The following is a 21,030-nucleotide window of genomic DNA, read 5'->3' on the forward strand; positions in this document are numbered from 1 at the left end:
CATGGCCTGACTATTCATGCCTGCTCGCCAAACAGGGAGAGTTGCTGCTTTCCCTGTTTGGCAAAGTGCCACTTCCCGGTACTGAAACTACCTTTGCTGCATCGCACCATCATGTCAGCAGCTCAGGCTTACCCACCAGATACCCTTGCAGGTAATCCACCCCCAGGTTGAACAACAATTCACGCTGAGCCGCTGTTTCAACAAATTCGGCTACAACATCCAGCCCGCGGAATTTTGCCAGTGCACAGATAGACTGAACAATAATCACATCCTCAGTACTGCGCGTGATGTTACGAATAAAACAACCGTCAATTTTGATAATATCGGCATCAAGACGTTTCAGGCGCTCATAGTTAGAATACCCCGTACCAAAGTCATCAATCGCTATCATAAACCCGGCCTGGCGGAGTAACTGAATATTACGCGCGGTATGTTCTGCAGTAGAAAAAGCCTGCTCTTCAGTTACCTCAATTACAATGCGGCTGGCATCCACCTCGCTTTCGGTAAACAGGCGCACAATACGTTGAGCTACGCCATTTTGCATGAGTGTTACGGGCATCAGGTTGACCGAAAAGCGCCGATTTTCTCCACGAGCCACAGAGGATGATAAATAGCTCAGTAACTTAGCCATGACCAGCATGTCAAAATGCACACTTAAATCACATTGTGTGATTATAGGTAAAAACGTATCCGGCATCATGATGCGCCCATCCACCATCAGGCGGCTGAGGATCTCGTCGTACCGTTCCCCTGAGCGCCCGACAATAGGCTGCCCTACCAGCAGCAGTTGCCCGTTATCCAGCGCCTGCTTTATCTTCTGAAACAGTTCAACTTGCCCGGATGTTGCTGACATGACACTTTCGGGTTGCGTATCCAGCCCAATCACTGGTTCAAGAGTATTCGTCTGCTCCGCCAGATAACTCAGTTGCCCCAACAAACGGTTCAGTTCACCGGGTACGGCCATTATCTTGCCCCACGCTGCCATATATTCAATGGTCAGTTGCTGTTCCTTCCAGGGAACCCGACGGGCATTCAGGATACTTACCATCTGACGCAAACGCTTCTCATGGTTTCCTTCGTGTAAATACAATAACACTTCACACCCGATGAACTGGAAAACCCGTTCATTCGCCCGCAAGTGAACCGACAATGTCTGGTCCAGTAACGATTTACAATGTGCCCGCATTAAAAAACCATAGTGGCGCCCGAGGAACTCTAAATTATTGAGCCGAATACAACAAAGTATGCCCCCCGGATGGGTTTTCATATGGGCATCCAGTGCACGCAGGTTGGGTAACCAGGTCATTGGGTCTGTCAGTGCATGGTTGTGCCACACTCGCTGTAACCTCGCACCACGGTTATAGATGCGTATCATGTAATACAGACATACAGTAAATGCGATAAAAATAGATAATGTAAATGCCAGTACCGGCCCATAATTGATGTTGTGAACAAAATTCTTATTGAACTGGATAAGGAAAAAAGCGGAGATCGCCCAAAGAATGGCAATAAAAATTGCTCCCGGGCTGCGAATCCCCACGGTAAAAATAAAAAATAACAACGGCAGCATATAAGCACTAAACAGCTCACTGCTTACCGGGGAGCAAAACACCCACATGAGAGAAGCCAGGGCTGTAAACCAGATAACTGTTTTTGTTCTGATTGCCGGTGAAAAATAAGGTTTAACCCGCACTAACCACATTGCCCGGCGAAATGCAGGACTTAACGACACTCTTAGTGAATAATAAACCGCAGGTGAAAATATTAAAGCAGAAATAATAAGACTTTGTACATCAATGACATTAAACAGATAAGATGTCATACCAAAGTAAGGTGACAGCCCATCAGGGAACGGCACAAACATTCCCGTCAGATACATCAGCGCTTTTATTAAGCACGGAGCAACAAACCCAAGCGCACAGATCAATACTGCGCCATTACGCCCCATCATATCGTGCCGCCAGCGCCGCCCGCCCCACCTTCTCAGTGCACCACAAACAGCGATGACAGGCACCAGCACACAGCCAATAAACAGCAAAATTAGCCAGGGCGATTCAGTGGAAAAAATCCACAAATAGACAGTAACCGTAGCAAAAGTAAGAGGAATGACAGCCATGCGCCCCCAGAGTAATAAAACAGAAATAATAACACTCAGGGGAAGCCAGCTCAGGTAGTTAGGCTCACCATCAATCCAGGTCAAAGGAGAAAAATGGCGGGATACAGCAATAAGAACCGTACTTATTATAAAAATGAACAATTGCTTCCGTATTTTATTAAAAAAAACATCCATATTCATTAACAACTCCCTTTGCCGTTTTAATTACCCTATACCGGCACACCGCTAATTAGTTGCTTAATTACGCTCCCTGTGAACCGTCAATACACCGAAACCGGGTTTAACATGACCTGACAAATCAGGTGTTGGTGATATATTATTTATATTTATAGTTCCGGGCAATAAATCATTCGCCACAATACATAATTAGCTGAATAATAATAAAACACCATAAAAAAAAGAGAAAAAAAGACACAAGAATACAAATAAAGAGATTTTGAATGAAAACGATAAATATTCACATAAGGAAAGTGTCATGACAAACTGGCTACAATAGTTACTATGCCTGCCACTGGTTTCTCATTACGCAGAACCGGGCAAAGTGAAGGAACAACAAAGTTTCCACGGCTTGCCATTTGGTGAATAAAAAAACACCTGTATCTCTAAGAGATACAGGTGTTTTATGTGCTCTGTTATACAGAGCCAAGGAATTTTGGTGGAGCTAAGCGGGATCGAACCGCTGACCTCTTGCATGCCATGCAAGCGCTCTCCCAGCTGAGCTATAGCCCCACGATTTCAGGAAACAACGAGTGTTATATCCGCCAAATTAAGCGTAATACCAACATAAGTTGGTGGAGCTAAGCGGGATCGAACCGCTGACCTCTTGCATGCCATGCAAGCGCTCTCCCAGCTGAGCTATAGCCCCAATCCTGAACACGTTTCCGTGTTGACGGGCGGCATGATATGCAACCCCTTGTCTGGTGTCAACGATGAAAAGGGGCATCCTGAATCAACCGCTGAAAAAGCCAGCAAATCAGACTTTTTTTTCGAGGTCGCCCCTGTTACAGGAATTCGAATCACAGAATCACGTTAAAGGATGCTATAAAATATTCATGTAATGCCAGGTTAACAGAAAAAACAAGGACATTGAGATGCTCAAGGAACAGATAACGCCAGATAAGCTGGCTGTTGTGACCAGCTTTAACCGCCATATAATCAATACATCGGTAACTTCCTGTACGTGGCAAACCACTGCCTACCGGGCTGCGCAAAGCAGCAAGGGGGGTGTAAGCTGCACACAGCAACAGATACGGATTTTTTTGTTTAAACCCTCTCATCAATTCTCACTTTCTTCACTCGCGCGAGTGGTTAAAAACATCAGTGCAGTATTACTCCATAGTGTTGTCAGGTATCTCTCTCCGCCAAAGCAACTTCCTCGCCGTACATTATTGTTATCCAAAGTCCTTCATGATGTTGGGTGCCATTTCGCAACAGGTGAGCAGGTGAGCCGATAATGAATATATTTAAAAGCAAAATGACACCGGCAGAATTAGCGCAAATTGTAGGTTACCAGCCCCAGACCATTAATAAATGGATCAAAAAGCATGGCTGGCAAACGTCACAAATTAAAGGAGTTAAAGGCGGGAAAGCACATGCGATACATATGACTCAGGAGGTACGTCGCTTTATGCTCAGCACCCGTAATTTGCGCCAGGCGGCAGAGCAACCGGAAACGATTCCTTTGTCACTTATTTCTGCAGAATCCCCACTGATGGATGATGATTTTTTCAGTTCACAACTGATGTCAGTACTGCTTCAAATGTGTGAAGAAGAAAGGCGTTGTTTACTGTCCTTACTGGCGCGAGAAGGTATTTCTGGCATGCTGTCACGCCTGGCAATCCGGTAATTCCCCAATGGCCGGTTTGTTCAGAGGGGCAGTTTAACTCTCTGGCTTACCTTTTTGTTGAAAGGCCGGACTACGCTTAAAGCAGCCCAGTAAAACATGTAAAACAAAAAAACCGGCTCTGTGAGCCGGTTTTCACTAACCTGAGTACCAGTAATTACTGCTGCGCTTCACGCTGTGCAATAAATTCCAGCGCTTGCTGAATACGCGCCAGACTACGGGTTTTACCAATAGCATGCACAGTCACGTCCAGTGCCGGAGATTGCCCCGCACCAGTGACTGCTACACGCAAAGGCATCCCCACTTTCCCCATCCCCACTTCCAGTTCATCTGCCGTTGACTGAATAGCATGGTGAATATTTTCCGCAGTCCAGTCAGTAATTGCAGACAGTTTATTGCTAACCACTTCGAGTGGCTGGCGGGCAACCGGGCGCAGATGTTTCTTCGCAGCATCAGCATCAAATTCACTGAAATCTTCATAGAAGTAACGGCAGCTTTCAGCAATTTCTTTCAGCGTTTTGCAACGCTCGCCCAGTAATTTCACCAGGTCAGCCAGTTGAGGACCAGTCTGAGTATTAATATTTTGCTGTTCAATGTGCCATTGCAAATGTGTGGCAACATATTCAGCCGGTAACGTATTAATATAGTGGTGGTTCAGCCACAACAATTTGTCAGTGTTGAACGCACTGGCAGATTTACTTACCGCTTCCAGCGTGAACAGTTGTTTCATTTCATCAATAGTGAAAATCTCCTGATCACCATGCGCCCAGCCCAGGCGAACCAGGTAGTTCAACAACGCTTCTGGCAGGTAACCTTCATCGCGGTACTGCATAACACTGACCGCGCCATGGCGTTTAGATAATTTTTTACCGTCATCACCCAGAATCATAGAAACATGAGCGTACTCCGGCACGGGTGCTTTTAACGCTTTCAGGATGTTTATTTGACGTGGCGTATTGTTGATATGGTCTTCACCACGAATAACATGTGTAATCCCCATATCCCAGTCATCCACCACAACACAGAAGTTATAGGTCGGAGAACCATCGGTGCGGCGGATTATCAGATCATCAAGTTCCTGGTTGCTGAACTCGATAGGGCCACGAATTTTATCATTAAAGATAACGGAGCCTTCCTGCGGGTTAGCAAAACGCACGACATGGGGTTCATTTGCATCATGGTGGGTGTGATCATGGCGGCAGCGCCCGTCATAACGTGGTTTATCACCATTTGCCATCTGTTCTTCGCGCAGTTTTTCCAGGCGCTCTTTAGAGCAATAGCATTTATATGCTGTCCCTTCTTCCAGCATTTCATCAATGACCTGGTTGTAACGGTCAAAACGTTTGGTCTGGTAGTACGGGCCTTCATCCCAGTCCAGGCTCAGCCAGTTCATTGCATCCATAATTGCATCGATAGCGGGCTGAGTGGAGCGTTCAAGGTCGGTATCTTCAATGCGCAGGACGAACTCGCCCCCCAGATTACGGGCATAAAGCCAGGAATATAAGGCAGTACGGGCACCACCAACATGCAGGTAACCAGTTGGGCTTGGCGCAAAGCGGGTTTTGATTTTCATTAAGTGGCCTTAATACGTAAATATGCCGAAACACGGCAAATGCCGGGAAAACAAAGTGGGCAATATTCTACCACTGTATGCTGATTCCTCAATCCAGAGTCTGTCTGTGTGAACAGAAAGGTGACTTTTTGCTGGTTAATCTTATAAAAACGGGCATTTCGTCACCATGATGGCTAAATTTACGACGAACAAATAAAAACTTTAGAAAAGGCGTTGACTCATTTTGTTCTCTCCCTATAATGCGACTCCACACAGCGGGGGTGATTAGCTCAGCTGGGAGAGCACCTCCCTTACAAGGAGGGGGTCGGCGGTTCGATCCCGTCATCACCCACCACTTTTGATGTGGTTCCCGCAGTGTAAAGCAAGAAATTGAGATTGGGTGATTAGCTCAGCTGGGAGAGCACCTCCCTTACAAGGAGGGGGTCGGCGGTTCGATCCCGTCATCACCCACCAATCTCACCAGCTGAATTTCTTGCAATGAAGTATGCAGTACCGAAGTGGGTGATTAGCTCAGCTGGGAGAGCACCTCCCTTACAAGGAGGGGGTCGGCGGTTCGATCCCGTCATCACCCACCACTTCGGGTCGTTAGCTCAGTTGGTAGAGCAGTTGACTTTTAATCAATTGGTCGCAGGTTCGAATCCTGCACGACCCACCAATGTAGAAAGGCGCCCTAAAGGCGCCTTTTTGCTATGCGCAAAAAGTGCAGGATGAGAACCTGCAGCAGGTTCGAGCCGGGCGAAGCGAGACAACGTTGCCAACGGCAACGGCCCGCAGGGTGAGGCCAACGGCCGAATTATCCTGCACGACCCACCCGAAATGCAGAAAGGGGACCTGAGGGCGCCTTTTTGCTATGTACAAAAAAGTGCAGGATGAGAACCTGCCGCAGGTTCGAGCCGAGCGAAGCGTAGTCGCTGAAATGTTCGCTGCCAGCTCCTGGTTTATTACTCCCCGGACTCATCCCATATCATCCTGTCAGTACAATCCGTATTATCATCAATAAAAAGGATTCAGTCTGTCAGGAAAAACCATGAGTAAATCCATAATCACGCTTAACGGGCTAAAAATTGTCATCATGCTGGGAATGATGGTTATCATCCTCGCCGGCGTGAGAATTGCCGCAGAAATAATTGTACCGTTCGTTCTGGCAATATTTATCGCCGTTATTCTCAACCCCGTCATCCAGTATATGGTGCGCTTACGGGTTCCAAGAGCGCTGGCTATTTTCACACTGATTTCGTTGATAATTTTTTTCGTCGTTGTGCTTCTGGCTTATTTGGGTACCACACTTAATGATTTGGCGCGCACCCTGCCCCGGTACCGCACTTCATTAGTGATACCTCTGCAAACCATTGAACCCTGGTTGCAGCGAGCCGGGATAAAAGTCTCTGTTGAGCAACTTATCAAATACATTGACCCTAATTCCGCCATGACATTTATTTCAACGTTGTTAACCCAGCTATCCAGTGCCATGACCAGTATATTTCTACTGTTACTGACAGTGGTGTTTATGCTGCTCGAAGCACCTCAGTTACCAACAAAACTGCAATATACCTTGTCGCGCCCCAGTGCTGGCATGGCTGCCATGCAACGCGCTATCGACAGCGTGTCTCATTATCTGGTGTTGAAAACAGCCATCAGCCTGCTGACCGGGTTAATCGTCTGGATTATGCTACTGGTGCTTGGTGTACAGTTCTCCTTTATTTGGGGTTTGCTGGCGATGGCGCTGAATTTCATTCCCAATATTGGCTCTGTGCTGGCAGCCATTCCGGCTATTTTGCAAGTACTGGTCTTCCAGGGAGTGTACGATGCACTGACGGTTTTGGCAGGCTATATGGTGATTAACCTGGTTATCGGCAATATTCTCGAGCCGCGCATGATGGGGCGAGGGTTAGGTTTATCCACTTTGGTAGTATTTATGTCGTTGATCTTTTGGGGATGGTTACTGGGAGCTGTGGGGATGCTGCTCTCCGTGCCACTGACTATCGTGGTGAAAATTGCGCTCGAACAGTCTGAAGGGGGCAAGCGCATTGCCATGCTGCTGAATGACGTACCGGACTATAAGTAAAATATGCCCCCTGGAGCAGAGCTTCAGGGGGTTATATATGGGATTACGGGCGGTATACTTTTACGTTCATAAAACCTTGTTCACGCAGATAAAGTGCCTGCAACCGGCTCATCACTCCGCGCTCGCACCACAACAAATAGTTTTTGCTCTGGTCGAGGTCACCGAATTTGGTGCTCAGTTTATAAAACGGCAGCGAAGCCACCTGTACGCCATCCACTGCGAAAGGTTTATCCTCCTGCTCATCAACTGACCGAATATCCAGTAACACATCGTTTGGCCCAAAACCACTTACGGTCTCGACTTCAACCACGACTTCATCGGTTTGCGTGGCGATATCGCGAATATCCATATTCACTGCATTCTCTACCACCTGGTCGAGGATGCTGAAATCAAAATGAGCTTCTTCCGCCTCAATTTTCGCTTTCACGGCTTTTACTGTGGGGCTTTTGGAGATAACACCGCAGTATTCAGGCATGGTACGGGCAAAATCTTCAGTACCAATTTCACGCGCCAAATCGATAATGTGTTCTTTATCCCAGGAGATAAGCGGGCGCAGTACCAGCGTGTCGCTTACATTGTCGATAAGCCGCAAGTTAGTCAGGGTCTGGCTCGATACCTGCCCCAGCGCTTCACCTGTTACAATCGCCTGAACACCGTAGCGCTCCGCGACTTTGGATGCGGCGCGCACCATCATACGTTTCAGTACCACGCCCATCTGGCCGTCATCCACTTTTTCAAGGATTTCGCCCACAACCGGCTCAAAGTTAATCGCGACAAAACGTACACGGTGCGAACTGCCGAAGCGGTTCCACAAGTAGTGCGCTACCTGGCGAACCCCAATTTCATGGGCCGCGCCACCAAGGTTAAAGAAGCAGTAATGCACCCGGCAACCACGGCGCATCAGCATATAGCTGGATACACCTGAATCAAAACCACCTGAAATCAGTGACAACACATCTTCCTGGGTACCAATGGGGAAGCCGCCAATCCCTTCATAGCGCCCTTCAACAACCAACAGCCTGTCGTCTTCAATTTCCAGGTTGACCGTCACATCGGGGTTCGTCAACTTCACTTTAGCTGATTCGATGTGCTGATTCAGCCCACCGCCAACATAGCGCTCAACCTCAATAGAGCTGAACGAATGTTTGCCACGACGTTTAACCCGAACACAAAATGTTTTATTTTCCAGTTGGGAGCGGTAACGTTCGAGAGTCTGCTCGAAAATATTGTGCATGTCGGTGAACGGCAGGTCTTCCACTTCAAGAATATGGTGGATACCAGGAATACGGGTCAGCGCATCACGAATTGTTTCGCGTTGTGTTTCGTCTTTCGCGCGAACAATGATGTGGTCCCAGTGGCGGACAACAGCAAGGTCTTCATCATAATGCTTGAGAACGTTACGGATGTTTCCGGTCAGAATCTTAATGAAGCGCAACCGCACAGATTGGCTTTTGATGGTGATTTCCGGGAACAATTTAATGATAAACTTCATGGCGGCAAGGATTCGTTGGTCAGCCTGCATACGCGGGCAGGAAAATGAAGTACTGCTGGCGAAAGGCCAGCATCCGAAAGCGCGACAGTATATCACCATCATTGTGAAACTGCGCACATAACCTGGCCTGGATACATTATTTGCTTATCATTTTTACTCCGCTACCATGTGGCGTAGTAAAGATGACTTAATCAGGAAGCTGTATTCGCTATGCCGAAGAAAAATGAACAACCCGCCAGTTTTGAAACGGCGCTACAAGAACTGGAAACCATTGTTTCTCGCCTGGAAAATGGCGAACTGCCACTGGAAGACGCGCTCAACGAGTTTGAGCGTGGTGTACAACTTGCCCGCCAGGGCCAGCAAAAATTACAGCAGGCTGAGCAGCGCGTACAAATTTTACTCTCGGAAAGTGAAAACGCACCGTTAACTCCTTTCAAGCCGGATGCCGAATAACAATGGATTTTAATCAGCTGTTAACTGTGTATGCATCCCGGGCAAATACGGCAATAGCCGGTTTTATCAGCACACTGCCTTTTCAGGACTCTGCGCTGGTTGGCGCTATGGAATATGGCGCACTGCTCGGGGGTAAGCGCCTGCGCCCTTTCCTGGTTTATGCCACCGGGCAGATGCTGGGGATGCCACTCAGTGTTCTGGATACGCCTGCTGCAGCCATTGAATGTATCCACGCTTACTCATTGATCCATGATGATCTGCCAGCCATGGATGATGACGATCTGCGCCGTGGGCAACCAACCTGCCATATCCGCTTTGGTGAGGCAACAGCCATTCTCGCGGGTGATGCCCTGCAAACCCTGGCTTTTGCTATCCTGAGTGATACCGCTATGCCCGGTGTTTCTGATGCTTCCCGGGTGGCAATGCTCCGTGAACTGGCCGGAGCCAGTGGCGCGGCAGGAATGTGCGCAGGCCAGGCACTGGATCTTGAAGCAGAAGGTAAACATGTTGATTTGGCTGCACTTGAGTGCATTCATCGCCATAAAACTGGGGCGCTGATTCGCGCGGCGGTGCGCCTTGGTGCGCTGAGTGCCGGTGAAAAAGGGGTTGCGGCATTACCTTTACTGAGCCAGTTTTCAGACAATATCGGGCTTGCTTTCCAGGTCCAGGATGACATTCTGGATGTCATAGGTGATACCGCAACGCTTGGAAAACGCCAGGGTGCAGATATACACCTGGGTAAAAGCACCTACCCGGCTTTACTTGGGCTTGAGCAGGCACAGGCCCGGGCACATGAATTGTGTACTCAGGCACTTGAGGCCCTGGACGGGTTACGTGAACAACACCTGGATACACAGCCGCTGGAAGCACTTGCACATTTTATCATTCAAAGGGATAAGTAAACACCGGGTTAGCATGATGTAAACACATGCTGGATGCGGGATAATATCTCTTACCGGGAGGATACCGCCAGGCGGCATCCTGTTTCCCATTATTACCATACGAGTCTCTGATGAGTTTTGATATTGCCAAATACCCGACCCTGGCGCTGGTTGACTCCCCGCAAGAGTTACGGCTGTTACCACGCGAAAGTCTGCCCAAAGTGTGCGATGAATTACGCCGTTACCTGTTGGATAGTGTCAGCCGCTCCAGTGGGCACTTTGCTTCGGGCCTGGGTACCATTGAGCTGACAGTGGCTCTGCACTATGTCTATAACACACCGTTTGATCAGTTGATTTGGGATGTCGGGCACCAGGCATATCCACATAAAATTATCACTGGCCGCCGGGATAATATTGGCACCATTCGTCAGAAAGATGGGCTGCACCCTTTCCCGTGGCGCGAAGAGAGTGAATACGATGTGTTAAGTGTCGGGCATTCATCCACTTCTATTAGTGCCGGGCTGGGCGTTGCTGTCGCCGCAGAGAAAGAAGGCAAAGGTCGCCGTACTGTGTGTGTTATTGGCGATGGCGCCATCACCGCGGGTATGGCGTTTGAAGCGATGAACCACGCGGGTGACATCAAATCCGACATGCTGGTTATTCTCAATGATAACGAAATGTCGATTTCAGAAAACGTCGGCGCGCTGAATAACCACCTTGCACAGTTGCTGTCTGGCAAGCTCTACTCCAGCCTGCGAGAAGGCGGTAAGAAAGTGTTCTCTGGTGTACCACCGATTAAAGAATTACTGAAACGCACTGAAGAACATATTAAAGGCATGGTGGTTCCCGGGACGTTGTTTGAAGAACTGGGCTTTAACTATATTGGCCCGGTTGACGGCCATGATGTGGCAGGGTTGGTGAGTACCCTGAAAAATATGCGCAGCCTGAAAGGGCCGCAATTTCTGCATATCATGACCAAGAAAGGTCGGGGTTACGCACCGGCTGAAAAAGATCCCATTTCATTTCATGCGGTACCTAAATTCGATCCGCAAAGCGGCACCCTGCCGAAAGCAACAGCCGCGCAGCCCAGCTATTCGAAAATCTTTGGTAACTGGTTGTGCGAAACAGCCAAACAGGATGACAAGCTGATGGCGATTACGCCAGCTATGCGGGAGGGTTCCGGTATGGTCGAATTCTCTCGCCAGTATCCTGACCAGTATTTTGATGTCGCCATTGCTGAACAGCACGCCGTTACTTTTGCGGCAGGCCTGGCAATTGGTGGTTATAACCCGGTCGTCGCCATTTACTCGACATTTTTACAGCGCGCTTACGACCAGTTGATTCATGATGTCGCCATTCAGAAACTGCCGGTACTGTTCGCTATAGACCGGGCCGGTATTGTTGGGGCAGATGGCCCAACGCATCAGGGTGCATTTGACCTCAGTTTCCTGCGCTGTATTCCGGGCATGGTTATTATGGCGCCGAGTGATGAAAACGAATGCCGCCTGATGCTGCACACGGGCTACCACTACAAAGACGGGCCGTCTGCGGTGCGCTATCCGCGTGGTAATGCGCGGGGTGTCCCACTTACACCGCTGGAAGTGCTGCCTTTAGGTAAAGGCCGCCTGTTACAGGAAGGCCAGGATATTGCGATTCTGAACTTTGGCACACTGTTGCCAGAGGCTGAACAGGCTGCGCAGGCGTTGAATGCCACCCTGGTGGATATGCGCTTTGTGAAACCCCTGGACGAAAGCCTGATTCTGGAAATGGTAAGCCGCCATTCCGCACTGGTCACACTGGAGGAAAACGCGGTGATGGGTGGTGCCGGGAGTGGGGTTAATGACGTTCTGATGGCACACCGCAAACCAGTTCCAGTTCTGAACCTTGGGCTGCCAGATACTTTTATTCCCCAGGCGACACAGGATGAAGCCCGTAGTGCTCTTGGCCTTGATGGCCCGGGAATTACGCAGCGCATCCGTGAATGGCTCGGATAAAACTATCTTTTACTTCTCCTCTTTCCTCTCCTGCTATGCTTAAAGCAAACTTTTTTCTCATTGCAGGAGAGGAGTCATGGAATATACCACGCTGGGTAAAACCCACCTTCGCATTTCCCGTTTGTGTCTTGGTTGTATGACATTTGGTGAGCCAGAGCGTGGGCGACACGCCTGGACCTTACCGGAAGAAAGCAGCCGCGACCTGATTCAGTATGCCCTCGGCAGGGGCATTAATTTTTTCGATACTGCCAACAGTTACTCCGACGGCAGCAGTGAAGAAATCGTTGGCCGGGCATTGCGTGACTTTGCCCGCCGGGAAGATGTGGTGGTGGCAACCAAGGTCTACTTCCCTGTGGGGGATTTAACCGAAGGCCTGTCACGCAAGCAAATTATGCGGTCCATTGATGACAGCCTGAAACGCCTTGGAATGGAGTATGTCGACCTGCTGCAGATCCACCGCTGGGACTACAACACACCACTGGAAGAAACGCTTGAAGCGCTGCATGATGTCGTTCAGTCCGGCAAAGCTCGCTTTATTGGCGCATCATCCATGCATGCCTGGCAATTTGCTAAAGCACTGTTCACCCAACGCCAGCATGGCTGGAATGAGTTTGTTACTATGCAGGACCAGTACAATCTTATTCAGCGTGAAGAAGAACGGGATATGCTGCCATTGTGCTACGACCAGGGGATTGCCGTTATTCCATGGAGCCCGCTGGCTCGTGGGCGTTTAACCCGCCCCTGGGGGGAAACCACAGCCCGTTCAGTGTCAGATGAGTTCGGTAAAAGTCTGTATCAGTCCAGTGAAGCGAATGACGAACAAATTGCGCAGAGAGTGGCCGCAATCGCTCGCGATAAAGAAGTCAGCCGTGCCCAGGTGGCTCTGGCATGGTTGTTAAGTAAACGAGGTATTGCGGCACCAATTATTGGCTCATCACGCAAAGAGCAGCTTGAAGACTTACTGAATGCTGTCGATTTGAAACTCAGTGATGAAGATATTGCCGAGCTGGAAACGCCTTACCAGCCGCATCACGTAGTTGGCTTTCGTTAACTATCGGCACAACCTCATGTCCGCACAGAACGAGAGGATGGCACCCAATAAAAAACCAGGAAAATCAATTCATTGATTTTCGGCTGCTAACTAAAAAGAAGGAAAAACCACGCTTTTTCCTTCTTTTTCACCAATATGAAGCAACCCTGTAAGGGGCTGTTTCATGGCTCAGCTCAGTAAACCAATGGGCCAGTAATGGCCACATAAATACAGGGCTGCTGCAGCGATAACCCCGGCGACAATGTCATCCACCATAATGCCCATGCCGCCATGCACATTTTTGTCAAACCAGCGGATGGGCCAGGGTTTCCACATATCGAAAATACGGAATAGCACAAACCCTACAGCCACCCAGCGCCAGTCATTGGTAGGGAGTGCCATCAGGGTTATCCACATGCCGATGAATTCATCCCACACAATACTTCCGTGGTCATGGACTCCCATGTCACGGGCTGTTATATGGCATAAATAGACGCCAATGCAGATTCCCAACATCAGCACCAGTACATACAGTTGCCAGGGCAGGAAGCTCAGTAAATACCAGAAAGGAATAGCTGCCAGGGATCCCATCGTGCCGGGGACTATCGGGCTTAAACCACTGCCAAACCCGGTCGCCAACAAATGCCATGGGTTAGATAGCCTAAGCCGGCGTTTGGCCGCGGCTTTTTCAGACGGTCGCAAAGTGGTCATATCCGTGTAACTCCAGTTTTACCGGCTTTCCTTGTTGCATCAGTATCAGCCCGTCATTGGCCACGGTCATTTGCCCCACACAAGTCCAGGGAATACCTAAATGGCCAATCGCTACGTCCAGCGCTCCACGGTTAACTTCCGGCACCGTAAAGCAGAGTTCGTAATCTTCCCCTCCGGCCAGAGCCCACTCCAGCGCCTGCTCCATTGATGTACTGGCCTTGAGCGCGTCGGAAAGCGGCAGGTTATCCAGCTCAAGGCGGGCACCACAACCACTGGCTTTCAGGATGTGGCCCAGGTCAGAGATCAGGCCGTCGGAAAGATCAATAGCACTGCTTGCCAGATCCCGTAACGCCTGGCCGTGGAGAATCCGTGGTTTAGGGCGTAAATGACGGCTTACCAGCCAGTCAGCATGGACTTTATCTTCCACCAGCAAACGTTTCTGAAGAATCGCCAGCCCGGCTGCACTGTCACCGGGTGTCCCGGTCACGTAAATCCAGTCTCCCGGACGTGCACCACTACGCTTCAACGCTCTGCCATGAGGAACAAAACCATGAATACCCAGAGTCATCGACAGTGGACCTTTCGTGGTATCCCCGCCGATTAACTGCATATCATAGTAACTGAGCTGCTCGAACAGGCTGTCACTAAAGGCGGCAAGCCAGCTCTCATCCACATTTGGCAAGGTTAATGCCAGTGTAAGCCAGGCGGGGTCTGCCCCCATCGCCGCAAGATCACTAATATTTACCGCCAGCGCCTTACAGGCAATATCGGCAGGCGCCATATCAGGAAGAAAATGAATACCACTCACCAGCGTATCAGTGCTGATCGCGAGGGTCTGGCGTTCAGGAACAACCAGTAAGGCACAGTCATCGCCAATACCTGTTTCCACATCCCGCCGCGAACTGCTGACACGATTGAAATAGCGGTCTATTAACGAAAATTCACCGCAAGCCATACAAAAAGCCTCAACAGATAAAAAAACAAAGGCCGGGAAACCCGGCCAATGACAACAATGCTGGTGCTGCCTTACAAGACAACACGCCATGTATCAAACTTATTTCCGGTGTGGGCGCACCTGAGGCGCGACTTTGTCGAGAACACCGTTAACAAACTTATGGCTATCTTCTGCACCAAACGTTTTAGCCAGTTCAATCGCTTCATTGATGGCCACTTTATATGGGACATCATCACGTTTAGACAGTTCAAACAACGCAATACGCAATACCGCTTTTTCCACCTGGCCTAACTCTTCAAGCTGGCGAGATAATACAGGCTTCATAAGCTCATCGAGATATGCGCTGTTATTCGCCACCCCGGCCAGCAGTTCACGGAAGTACATGACGTCGACATCTTTCACGTCCTGTTCCGCCAGGAACTGGTATTCAACATCAGCGATGTCGTTCTGGGACAACTGCCAGGAGTAAAGCGCCTGGACGGCACACTCACGGGCGCGGTGACGAGCAGCAGGTTTCACGGAATTCCCCTTACTAAAAAATCAGGCCTTAATGGCTTTCAATACATTAATCATTTCGAGCGCGGTCAGGGCAGCTTCTGCACCTTTATTACCGGCTTTAGTACCAGCACGCTCAATTGCCTGCTCAATACTTTCGGTTGTCAGAACACCGAAGGCTACCGGAATTTCGCTACTCTGGGCGACATGAGACAAACCAGTGCTTGCACCACCTGCGACATATTCAAAATGGGCAGTACCGCCACGAATAACAGTACCCAGCGCAACCACCGCGTCATAACGGCCAGTTTTCGCCAGTGCGCCAGCAGCCAGTGGCAGCTCATACGCACCCGGAACCCAAACCACGGTGATATTTTCATCTTTTACCTGACCAATACGTTTCAGGGCGTCAATCGCACCGTCCAGCAGGCTGTCATTGATGAAGTTATTAAAACGCGCGATTGTGATGGCGACGCGAGCGTCCGGGGTAGCAACGGTAGCTTCAATAATGTTCATACTCTTCCTTACGAGTTTTGTTGTGGCCCCCGCAGGGGGGCGGATTTTATCATAATCTTTCAGGCACTGCTTACTTTTATACACCTTACGCGCTGAATGCCTTCTCTCCTCCGGCATTCCGGTTATGTGCATCCGTTCTGACTCAGTGGCTGGTATCAGGTACCAAATGCAGGCAGAGATCTGGCCCAACCTGGCGAACCTGGCTGAAAACCAGTTGTGGCGCATCAGCCAGCATGGTCAGCCCCGGCAAAGCACACAGCCCACGGGCATCATTACCCAGCAATTTTGGCGCCATATAGACAATCAGTTCATCCACCAGGCCTGCCTGTAATAATGCGCCGGACAGTTGCGCGCCAGCTTCCACCCATACACTATTAATCTGGCGCTGGCCCAGTTGCATCATCAACGCCACTAAATCCAGATGCCCGTTATGTTCGGGTAGCACTAACTGTTCCACAGCCTCCGGCCATAGCTGTGTATCTGCTATTGTTCTGGCAAGCCAGGTTTGCCCTGGCTGGCTGATAAGCCGGTGAGCCGGCGTCACGCGGTTATGGCTGTCGATAATAACCCGGACGGGCTGGCGTAAAGCTGACTGGGGATAATATTGTTGTGTATCAGCGTCGAGCTCCTGCCAGCGAACAGTCAGCGCAGGATCATCGGCCAGAACAGTCGCACTGCTGGAAAGAATTGCGGCACTCTGCGCACGCAAACGCTGCACATCACGGCGTGATTGTGGTGAAGTAATCCACTGGCTTTCGCCGCTGGACATCGCTGTGCGCCCGTCCAGCGAAGCCCCCAGTTTCACTTGTATCCAGGGAAAACCGGTACGCATACGTTTTAAAAAACCCCGGTTAAGGCTTTCTGCTTCGCTATTCATTAGCCCATGGCTGACCTCCACACCAGCCTGCTGCAAATGATACAGCCCGCGCCCGGCAACTTGCGGGTTTGGATCCTGCATCGCCGTCACCACCCGGCTGACACCGGCAGCAACCAGGGCTTCACAACAAGGCGGAGTTCGCCCGTAATGGCTACATGGTTCAAGGGTTACATAGGCTGTCGCACCACGAGCTTTATCGCCTGCCATACGCAATGCATGCACTTCGGCATGAGGTTCACCCGCACGGTAGTGAAAACCTTCACCGACGATTTCACCATCACGCACAAGCACACAGCCAACATTAGGGTTAGGATGAGTGGTAAAACGACCACGGCGCGCCAGCTCTAACGCTCTGGCCATGTAGCCTTCATCGTGCATTATTTAATCCTGTAAACGGGCAATCTCTTCGCCAAATTCGCGAATATCTTCAAAGCTACGGTAGACAGAAGCAAAACGAATATAAGCGACTTTATCAAGCTTACGTAACTGCTCCATTACCAGGTTACCAATCATTTTACTTGGGACTTCACGCTCCCCTGTAGCCCGGAGTTGTGACTTAATATGATTCAGCGCCATTTCAATGTCGTCAGAGCTCACCGGGCGTTTTTCCAGCGCTTTTTGCATACCGCTGCGCAACTTATCTTCGTTGAAGGGCTCACGCACATTGTCACTTTTCACTACGCGCGGCATAACCAGCTCTGCCACCTCAAAGGTGGTGAAGCGTTCATTGCATACCAGACACTGCCGCCGACGCCGAACAGATGAGCCTTCACTCACCAGGCGTGAGTCGATAACTTTAGTATCCACTGCAGAACAAAATGGGCAATGCATAAGGCTTCCTGATTGATTGTTGCAATAGTTGCATAGTTTACCCTGGAGTTTTCAGACGACAAACCCGGATGATTTGAGATAAAGGCGCTATGCCTTTCATTACACGCCCGCTACTCTGAACATAATCCCGTAATTATGGATCATTTTTCTATGAAAACCTGTTACCAGTCAGGGCTATTTATGTTGTGCACCACATTGATGGTAAGTGGTTGCACACCACAGGCCGAAGTAACCAGTGTGCATCAGGACGTACAAACCCTGAGCCACGAAATGCGCACACTACAGACAGAAACCCGGGATGTCGCCTGGCAGAACGCACTGAATGCCCGTTCAACTGAAGGCGCCTGGTTAATTCCTGGAGCAAACACACCGGTACGGCTTACCAGCCAGTTGGGGTTATTAACCTTCACGCTTACCCGTACTGAACCAACAGGAAATGGAGTGACTGTTTATATTCATGTCCACCGGGACGGTGATAAAGGTGTACCGGCATTTAACGGTAACCTTGTATGGGGAAAACTCTCTGGCACATTTGAACATTACCAGCAAGTGAATACCCACTCACTGCAATTTCAGTCACCTGCCGCACCGTCAGGACCGGTTGACATTGATCTCGCCATTCACCTGCCGGATACCCAACTCAGCGATGCAGGCTTTATCCGTATTCATGGGCTGGTGCCATCTGATGCCAGTAAAGTCACACCTGGCACAGCACAATAAACCACTGTTACTTATCTGCAGCCACGACGCCGGTTATCCAGCTGGCTGCAACTTCTCCTGGGGTCAGTTCTCCCTCGAACTAAAAATGAGATTTAAATCACATTTTTTACGCAAACATTTAAGCTGATTGCAAAAATGCTTCAGCAAAAAGTATTTTGTATTGGACTGTAAAATTAAACCAGATAGAATTTCGCTGTTTTATTGGCACAAACGTGAACGCAATCGATTTCGCTTATGCAAGTTATATTAACTGAACATATATTTGTGAGGCAAAATAAGAATTGTGACGTGCTCAAAACCAATATATCTGGCAATAGCAACTGCCTTCTCATGCATTTGCGACATCTAAAACAGTGACTACTAAATGAAAAAAACACTTTTAGCGGCAGGCGCAGCTGTCGCACTTTCTTACACTGTATCTGCACAGGCTGCAGACAACAGTGGTGAATACCTCTCAGACTGGTGGCATCAGAGTGTTAACGTGGTGGGCAGTTACCACACACGCTTTGGACCACAACTCCGTAATGACACATACCTGGAATACGAAGCTTTTGCCAAAAAAGACTTCTTTGATTTCTATGGTTATGTGGATTTACCCCGCTTCTTTGGCGGCAACTCTACTTCTACGGGTATCTGGAACCACGGCTCCCCGCTGTTTATGGAAATCGAACCACGCTTTTCCATTGATAAGCTGACCGGAACAGACCTGAGTTTTGGGCCGTTCAAAGAGTGGTATTTTGCCAATAACTACATCTACGATATGGGCCGGAATAAATCTGGTCGTCAGAGCACCTGGTATATGGGTTTAGGTACCGATATCGATACCGGCCTGCCAATGGGACTGTCTCTGAATATTTATGCCAAATACCAATGGCAGAACTATCTGGCAGCGAATGAGAACGAATGGGATGGTTATCGCTTCAAAGTGAAATACTTTGTTCCGATTACTGACCTGTGGGGTGGTAAGTTGACTTATATCGGTTTCACCAACTTTGACTGGGGTTCCGATTTAGGCGATCAACCGAACCGCACCAGCAACTCAATTGCTTCCAGCCACATTCTGGCGCTGAACTATGACCACTGGCATTACTCTGTTGTTGCCCGTTATTTCCATAATGGCGGTCAATGGGAAGATGGTGCAGGTTTGAACTTCGGTAAAGGTGATTTCAATGTGAAATCAACTGGCTGGGGTTATTACCTGGTAGTGGGTTATAACTTCTGATAACAGAATGTGATTCCCCTCACCCCATGCCAGCCTGGCTGGTATGGGGTGAGATTTTCCTCTGGCGTTTTAACTTCCATTCACGCTCCCCCCTTATTTTCTTTACCTGTTCTGCTGTTTACCAACAGCCTGCTGATGAAGAGTGTTTTCTACATTGCCTGTGCTCATCAGGTATATGTTGTTGCTTACTCCCCTTGTAACCCCCTGTGTAACAGGCAAAAAAAACCACGGTGTTTAACCACCGTGGTTTTTATCAGCCAACAACAAAACAGAATTAAGGCAGAATGCGCGGTTGATCCGCCCCTTCTTTCTCAACTTTCTGTTGCAGCATATGCTCACGACGCATGCCCAGTTTCAGGGCCAGCGCAGAAGCCACATAGATTGATGATGCCGTACCGATGGTGACACCAATCAACATGGTCAGCGAGAAGCCTTTCAGCACCGGGCCGCCAAAGAGATACAGCATCAAAATAACCATCAAAGTGGTACCGGACGTAATCAAAGTACGGTGCAGCGTCTGGGTCAATGACACGTTAAAAATTTCGTAAGGTGTACCGCGGCGGATCTTGCGGAAGTTTTCACGAATACGGTCAGAAACCACGATGCTATCGTTCAGTGAATAACCGATAACCGACATCAACGAGGCCACAATAGTCAGGTCTATCTCAATATGAAACAGAGACAGAACCCCCATGGTGATAATCACGTCGTGCGCCAGCGCCAGAACAACCCCAGCTGCCAGACGCCATTCAAAACGGAAACCCACGTAGATAAGGATACAGATAAGCGCAGCAAACAACGCCATACCACCTTTCTGCGCCAAATCAGCACCTACGCTTGGGCCAACAAACTCAATACGTTTTACCGTTGCCTGTTGGTGAGTGGTTTCATTAATTACACTAACCACTTTATTACCCAGTTCCTGGCTGCCATTAGCATTATGCACTGGCGGCATACGAACCATGATGTCTCGGCTGCTACCAAAGTTTTGCAATAGCGGGTCAACGAACCCCGCTTTTTGCAATGCAGAGCGCATCAGATCCATATCGGCAGGTTTTTCGAGGTTAATTTCAATCACCGTACCACCGGTGAAATCCAGCCCCCAGTTAAACCCACGAACCCCCATTACAACCAGGGAAATAACCAGCAGCAAACCAGAGATGCCGAAGGCCAGGTAATCCCAGCGCATAAAGTCCCAGACTTTACGGCCGTGGTTCAATTGTTCAACAGTATATTCCTGTGCCACAACGCACTCC

General features: G+C 49.3%; 20 protein-coding genes, 6 tRNA genes and 1 other RNA gene. 14 read left to right on the top strand and 13 right to left on the bottom strand.

The annotated features are described in order from the left end of the window. Positions 1 to 109 precede the first annotated feature (109 nt). The 4 genes from A9B99_RS05460 to A9B99_RS05475 all read right to left on the bottom strand — a co-directional run bounded on the left by A9B99_RS05460 (position 110) and on the right by A9B99_RS05475 (position 3,393). Positions 110 to 2,257 (bottom strand): sensor domain-containing phosphodiesterase, encoded by a 2,148-nt coding sequence (locus A9B99_RS05460; protein ID WP_197499251.1) that lies wholly within the window; start codon positions 2,255 to 2,257, stop codon positions 110 to 112. Positions 2,258 to 2,769: 512 nt separating this feature from the next. Then, positions 2,770 to 2,845: transfer RNA gene (locus A9B99_RS05465), tRNA-Ala, on the bottom strand. A 60-nt stretch (positions 2,846 to 2,905) separates the two neighbouring features. Further along, a tRNA-Ala gene (locus A9B99_RS05470) sits at positions 2,906 to 2,981 on the bottom strand. Between the two features lie 151 nt (positions 2,982 to 3,132). Further along, entirely contained in the window at positions 3,133 to 3,393 is a 261-nt protein-coding gene (locus A9B99_RS05475) for a hypothetical protein (RefSeq protein ID WP_064595325.1), read from the bottom strand. Positions 3,394 to 3,569: 176 nt separating this feature from the next. Here A9B99_RS05475 and A9B99_RS05480 point away from each other — a divergent pair, with 176 nt between their 5' ends. Then, the gene (locus A9B99_RS05480) at positions 3,570 to 3,962 is read left to right on the top strand and encodes a YfeC-like transcriptional regulator (protein ID WP_231889152.1); all 393 of its coding nucleotides are present in this window, start codon (positions 3,570 to 3,572) and stop codon (positions 3,960 to 3,962) included. Positions 3,963 to 4,116: 154 nt separating this feature from the next. Here the strand turns inward: A9B99_RS05480 and gltX are convergent, their stop codons facing one another. Continuing rightward, a complete protein-coding gene (gene gltX, locus A9B99_RS05485) occupies positions 4,117 to 5,532 on the bottom strand; it encodes a glutamate--tRNA ligase (RefSeq protein ID WP_064595327.1) in 1,416 nt (471 codons plus the stop codon). Positions 5,533 to 5,790: 258 nt separating this feature from the next. Here gltX and A9B99_RS05490 point away from each other — a divergent pair. The 6 genes from A9B99_RS05490 to A9B99_RS05515 all read left to right on the top strand — a co-directional run bounded on the left by A9B99_RS05490 (position 5,791) and on the right by A9B99_RS05515 (position 7,597). Next, positions 5,791 to 5,866 (top strand) — tRNA-Val (locus tag A9B99_RS05490). Between the two features lie 43 nt (positions 5,867 to 5,909). Continuing rightward, positions 5,910 to 5,985: transfer RNA gene (locus A9B99_RS05495), tRNA-Val, on the top strand. A 46-nt stretch (positions 5,986 to 6,031) separates the two neighbouring features. Further along, positions 6,032 to 6,107: transfer RNA gene (locus tag A9B99_RS05500), tRNA-Val, on the top strand. Between the two features lie 4 nt (positions 6,108 to 6,111). Further along, a tRNA-Lys gene (locus A9B99_RS05505) sits at positions 6,112 to 6,187 on the top strand. Between the two features lie 31 nt (positions 6,188 to 6,218). Beyond that, positions 6,219 to 6,345: non-coding RNA, RtT sRNA (locus tag A9B99_RS05510), on the top strand. Between the two features lie 214 nt (positions 6,346 to 6,559). After that, entirely contained in the window at positions 6,560 to 7,597 is a 1,038-nt protein-coding gene (locus A9B99_RS05515; RefSeq protein ID WP_064595330.1) for an AI-2E family transporter, read from the top strand. A 43-nt stretch (positions 7,598 to 7,640) separates the two neighbouring features. Here the strand turns inward: A9B99_RS05515 and thiI are convergent, their stop codons facing one another. Further along, positions 7,641 to 9,089 carry a tRNA uracil 4-sulfurtransferase ThiI gene (thiI, locus tag A9B99_RS05520; RefSeq protein WP_064595332.1) on the bottom strand — a complete coding sequence of 483 codons (1,449 nt, stop codon included), beginning with the start codon at positions 9,087 to 9,089 and terminating at the stop codon, positions 7,641 to 7,643. Here thiI and A9B99_RS24365 point away from each other — a divergent pair. The 5 genes from A9B99_RS24365 (at position 9,076) to A9B99_RS05540 (ending at position 13,468) form a co-directional block, all read left to right on the top strand. After that, complete coding sequence (locus A9B99_RS24365; RefSeq protein WP_269448054.1) at positions 9,076 to 9,210, top strand: hypothetical protein; 135 nt, start codon at positions 9,076 to 9,078, stop codon at positions 9,208 to 9,210. The two genes, thiI and A9B99_RS24365, sit on opposite strands and share 14 nt — an antisense overlap. A gap of 89 nt (positions 9,211 to 9,299) precedes the next feature. Beyond that, positions 9,300 to 9,542 carry an exodeoxyribonuclease VII small subunit gene (gene xseB, locus A9B99_RS05525; protein ID WP_064595334.1) on the top strand — a complete coding sequence of 81 codons (243 nt, stop codon included), beginning with the start codon at positions 9,300 to 9,302 and terminating at the stop codon, positions 9,540 to 9,542. A gap of 2 nt (positions 9,543 to 9,544) precedes the next feature. Beyond that, on the top strand, positions 9,545 to 10,444 hold the full coding sequence (gene ispA / locus A9B99_RS05530) for a (2E,6E)-farnesyl diphosphate synthase (protein ID WP_064595336.1): 900 nt from the start codon (positions 9,545 to 9,547) through the stop codon (positions 10,442 to 10,444). 110 nt (positions 10,445 to 10,554) lie between these two features. Beyond that, positions 10,555 to 12,417 carry a 1-deoxy-D-xylulose-5-phosphate synthase gene (dxs, locus tag A9B99_RS05535; RefSeq protein WP_064595338.1) on the top strand — a complete coding sequence of 621 codons (1,863 nt, stop codon included), beginning with the start codon at positions 10,555 to 10,557 and terminating at the stop codon, positions 12,415 to 12,417. Positions 12,418 to 12,493: 76 nt separating this feature from the next. Beyond that, the gene (locus A9B99_RS05540; RefSeq protein WP_064595340.1) at positions 12,494 to 13,468 is read left to right on the top strand and encodes an aldo/keto reductase; all 975 of its coding nucleotides are present in this window, start codon (positions 12,494 to 12,496) and stop codon (positions 13,466 to 13,468) included. 168 nt (positions 13,469 to 13,636) lie between these two features. On the opposite strand, the gene pgpA is transcribed toward A9B99_RS05540, so the two are convergent. From pgpA to nrdR, 6 genes are all read right to left on the bottom strand, one after another. Continuing rightward, a complete protein-coding gene (gene pgpA / locus A9B99_RS05545) occupies positions 13,637 to 14,158 on the bottom strand; it encodes a phosphatidylglycerophosphatase A (protein WP_064595342.1) in 522 nt (173 codons plus the stop codon). Further along, entirely contained in the window at positions 14,136 to 15,113 is a 978-nt protein-coding gene (thiL, locus tag A9B99_RS05550) for a thiamine-phosphate kinase (RefSeq protein WP_064595344.1), read from the bottom strand. The genes pgpA and thiL overlap by 23 nt, the downstream gene beginning before the upstream one ends. A 99-nt stretch (positions 15,114 to 15,212) precedes the next feature. Further along, positions 15,213 to 15,632 carry a transcription antitermination factor NusB gene (gene nusB / locus A9B99_RS05555; RefSeq protein ID WP_036116178.1) on the bottom strand — a complete coding sequence of 140 codons (420 nt, stop codon included), beginning with the start codon at positions 15,630 to 15,632 and terminating at the stop codon, positions 15,213 to 15,215. A gap of 21 nt (positions 15,633 to 15,653) precedes the next feature. Then, positions 15,654 to 16,124 carry a 6,7-dimethyl-8-ribityllumazine synthase gene (gene ribH, locus A9B99_RS05560; protein WP_064595346.1) on the bottom strand — a complete coding sequence of 157 codons (471 nt, stop codon included), beginning with the start codon at positions 16,122 to 16,124 and terminating at the stop codon, positions 15,654 to 15,656. Positions 16,125 to 16,266: 142 nt separating this feature from the next. Continuing rightward, positions 16,267 to 17,379 (bottom strand): bifunctional diaminohydroxyphosphoribosylaminopyrimidine deaminase/5-amino-6-(5-phosphoribosylamino)uracil reductase RibD, encoded by a 1,113-nt coding sequence (gene ribD / locus A9B99_RS05565; protein ID WP_064595348.1) that lies wholly within the window; start codon positions 17,377 to 17,379, stop codon positions 16,267 to 16,269. A 3-nt stretch (positions 17,380 to 17,382) separates the two neighbouring features. Next, on the bottom strand, positions 17,383 to 17,832 hold the full coding sequence (nrdR, locus tag A9B99_RS05570) for a transcriptional regulator NrdR (RefSeq protein ID WP_064595350.1): 450 nt from the start codon (positions 17,830 to 17,832) through the stop codon (positions 17,383 to 17,385). Positions 17,833 to 17,982: 150 nt separating this feature from the next. Between nrdR and A9B99_RS05575 the strand changes: the two genes are divergently transcribed. Both A9B99_RS05575 and A9B99_RS05580 read left to right on the top strand, forming a co-directional pair. Beyond that, positions 17,983 to 18,552, top strand: a complete 570-nt coding sequence (locus tag A9B99_RS05575; protein ID WP_074388765.1) for a DUF3251 domain-containing protein — start codon at positions 17,983 to 17,985, stop codon at positions 18,550 to 18,552. A 364-nt stretch (positions 18,553 to 18,916) separates the two neighbouring features. Next, the gene (locus tag A9B99_RS05580) at positions 18,917 to 19,774 is read left to right on the top strand and encodes a nucleoside-specific channel-forming protein Tsx (RefSeq protein ID WP_064595352.1); all 858 of its coding nucleotides are present in this window, start codon (positions 18,917 to 18,919) and stop codon (positions 19,772 to 19,774) included. Positions 19,775 to 20,048: 274 nt separating this feature from the next. On the opposite strand, the gene secF is transcribed toward A9B99_RS05580, so the two are convergent. Next, positions 20,049 to 21,020: a protein translocase subunit SecF gene (gene secF / locus A9B99_RS05585; RefSeq protein WP_064595354.1), complete on the bottom strand. Its 972-nt coding sequence runs from the start codon at positions 21,018 to 21,020 to the stop codon at positions 20,049 to 20,051. Positions 21,021 to 21,030 lie beyond the last annotated feature (10 nt).

Origin of the sequence: Mangrovibacter phragmitis (assembly GCF_001655675.1) — a bacterium.
GTDB lineage: Bacteria > Pseudomonadota > Gammaproteobacteria > Enterobacterales > Enterobacteriaceae > Mangrovibacter > Mangrovibacter phragmitis.

Excerpts from the sequence above, each read along its gene's own strand:
- ispA (WP_064595336.1), top strand. The coding sequence starts at position 9,545 with ATGGATTTTAATCAGCTGTTAACTGTGTATGCATCCCGGGCAAATACG.
- A9B99_RS24365 (WP_269448054.1), top strand. The coding sequence starts at position 9,076 with ATGATAAACTTCATGGCGGCAAGGATTCGTTGGTCAGCCTGCATACGC.
- thiL (WP_064595344.1), bottom strand. The coding sequence starts at position 15,113 with ATGGCTTGCGGTGAATTTTCGTTAATAGACCGCTATTTCAATCGTGTC.
- A9B99_RS05575 (WP_074388765.1), top strand. The coding sequence starts at position 17,983 with ATGAAAACCTGTTACCAGTCAGGGCTATTTATGTTGTGCACCACATTG.
- gltX (WP_064595327.1), bottom strand. The coding sequence starts at position 5,532 with ATGAAAATCAAAACCCGCTTTGCGCCAAGCCCAACTGGTTACCTGCAT.
- dxs (WP_064595338.1), top strand. The coding sequence starts at position 10,555 with ATGAGTTTTGATATTGCCAAATACCCGACCCTGGCGCTGGTTGACTCC.
- A9B99_RS05515 (WP_064595330.1), top strand. The coding sequence starts at position 6,560 with ATGAGTAAATCCATAATCACGCTTAACGGGCTAAAAATTGTCATCATG.
- nrdR (WP_064595350.1), bottom strand. The coding sequence starts at position 17,832 with ATGCATTGCCCATTTTGTTCTGCAGTGGATACTAAAGTTATCGACTCA.
- A9B99_RS05475 (WP_064595325.1), bottom strand. The coding sequence starts at position 3,393 with ATGAGAGGGTTTAAACAAAAAAATCCGTATCTGTTGCTGTGTGCAGCT.
- thiI (WP_064595332.1), bottom strand. The coding sequence starts at position 9,089 with ATGAAGTTTATCATTAAATTGTTCCCGGAAATCACCATCAAAAGCCAA.
- xseB (WP_064595334.1), top strand. The coding sequence starts at position 9,300 with ATGCCGAAGAAAAATGAACAACCCGCCAGTTTTGAAACGGCGCTACAA.
- A9B99_RS05540 (WP_064595340.1), top strand. The coding sequence starts at position 12,494 with ATGGAATATACCACGCTGGGTAAAACCCACCTTCGCATTTCCCGTTTG.
- A9B99_RS05480 (WP_231889152.1), top strand. The coding sequence starts at position 3,570 with ATGAATATATTTAAAAGCAAAATGACACCGGCAGAATTAGCGCAAATT.
- ribD (WP_064595348.1), bottom strand. The coding sequence starts at position 17,379 with ATGCACGATGAAGGCTACATGGCCAGAGCGTTAGAGCTGGCGCGCCGT.
- A9B99_RS05580 (WP_064595352.1), top strand. The coding sequence starts at position 18,917 with ATGAAAAAAACACTTTTAGCGGCAGGCGCAGCTGTCGCACTTTCTTAC.
- ribH (WP_064595346.1), bottom strand. The coding sequence starts at position 16,124 with ATGAACATTATTGAAGCTACCGTTGCTACCCCGGACGCTCGCGTCGCC.
- pgpA (WP_064595342.1), bottom strand. The coding sequence starts at position 14,158 with ATGACCACTTTGCGACCGTCTGAAAAAGCCGCGGCCAAACGCCGGCTT.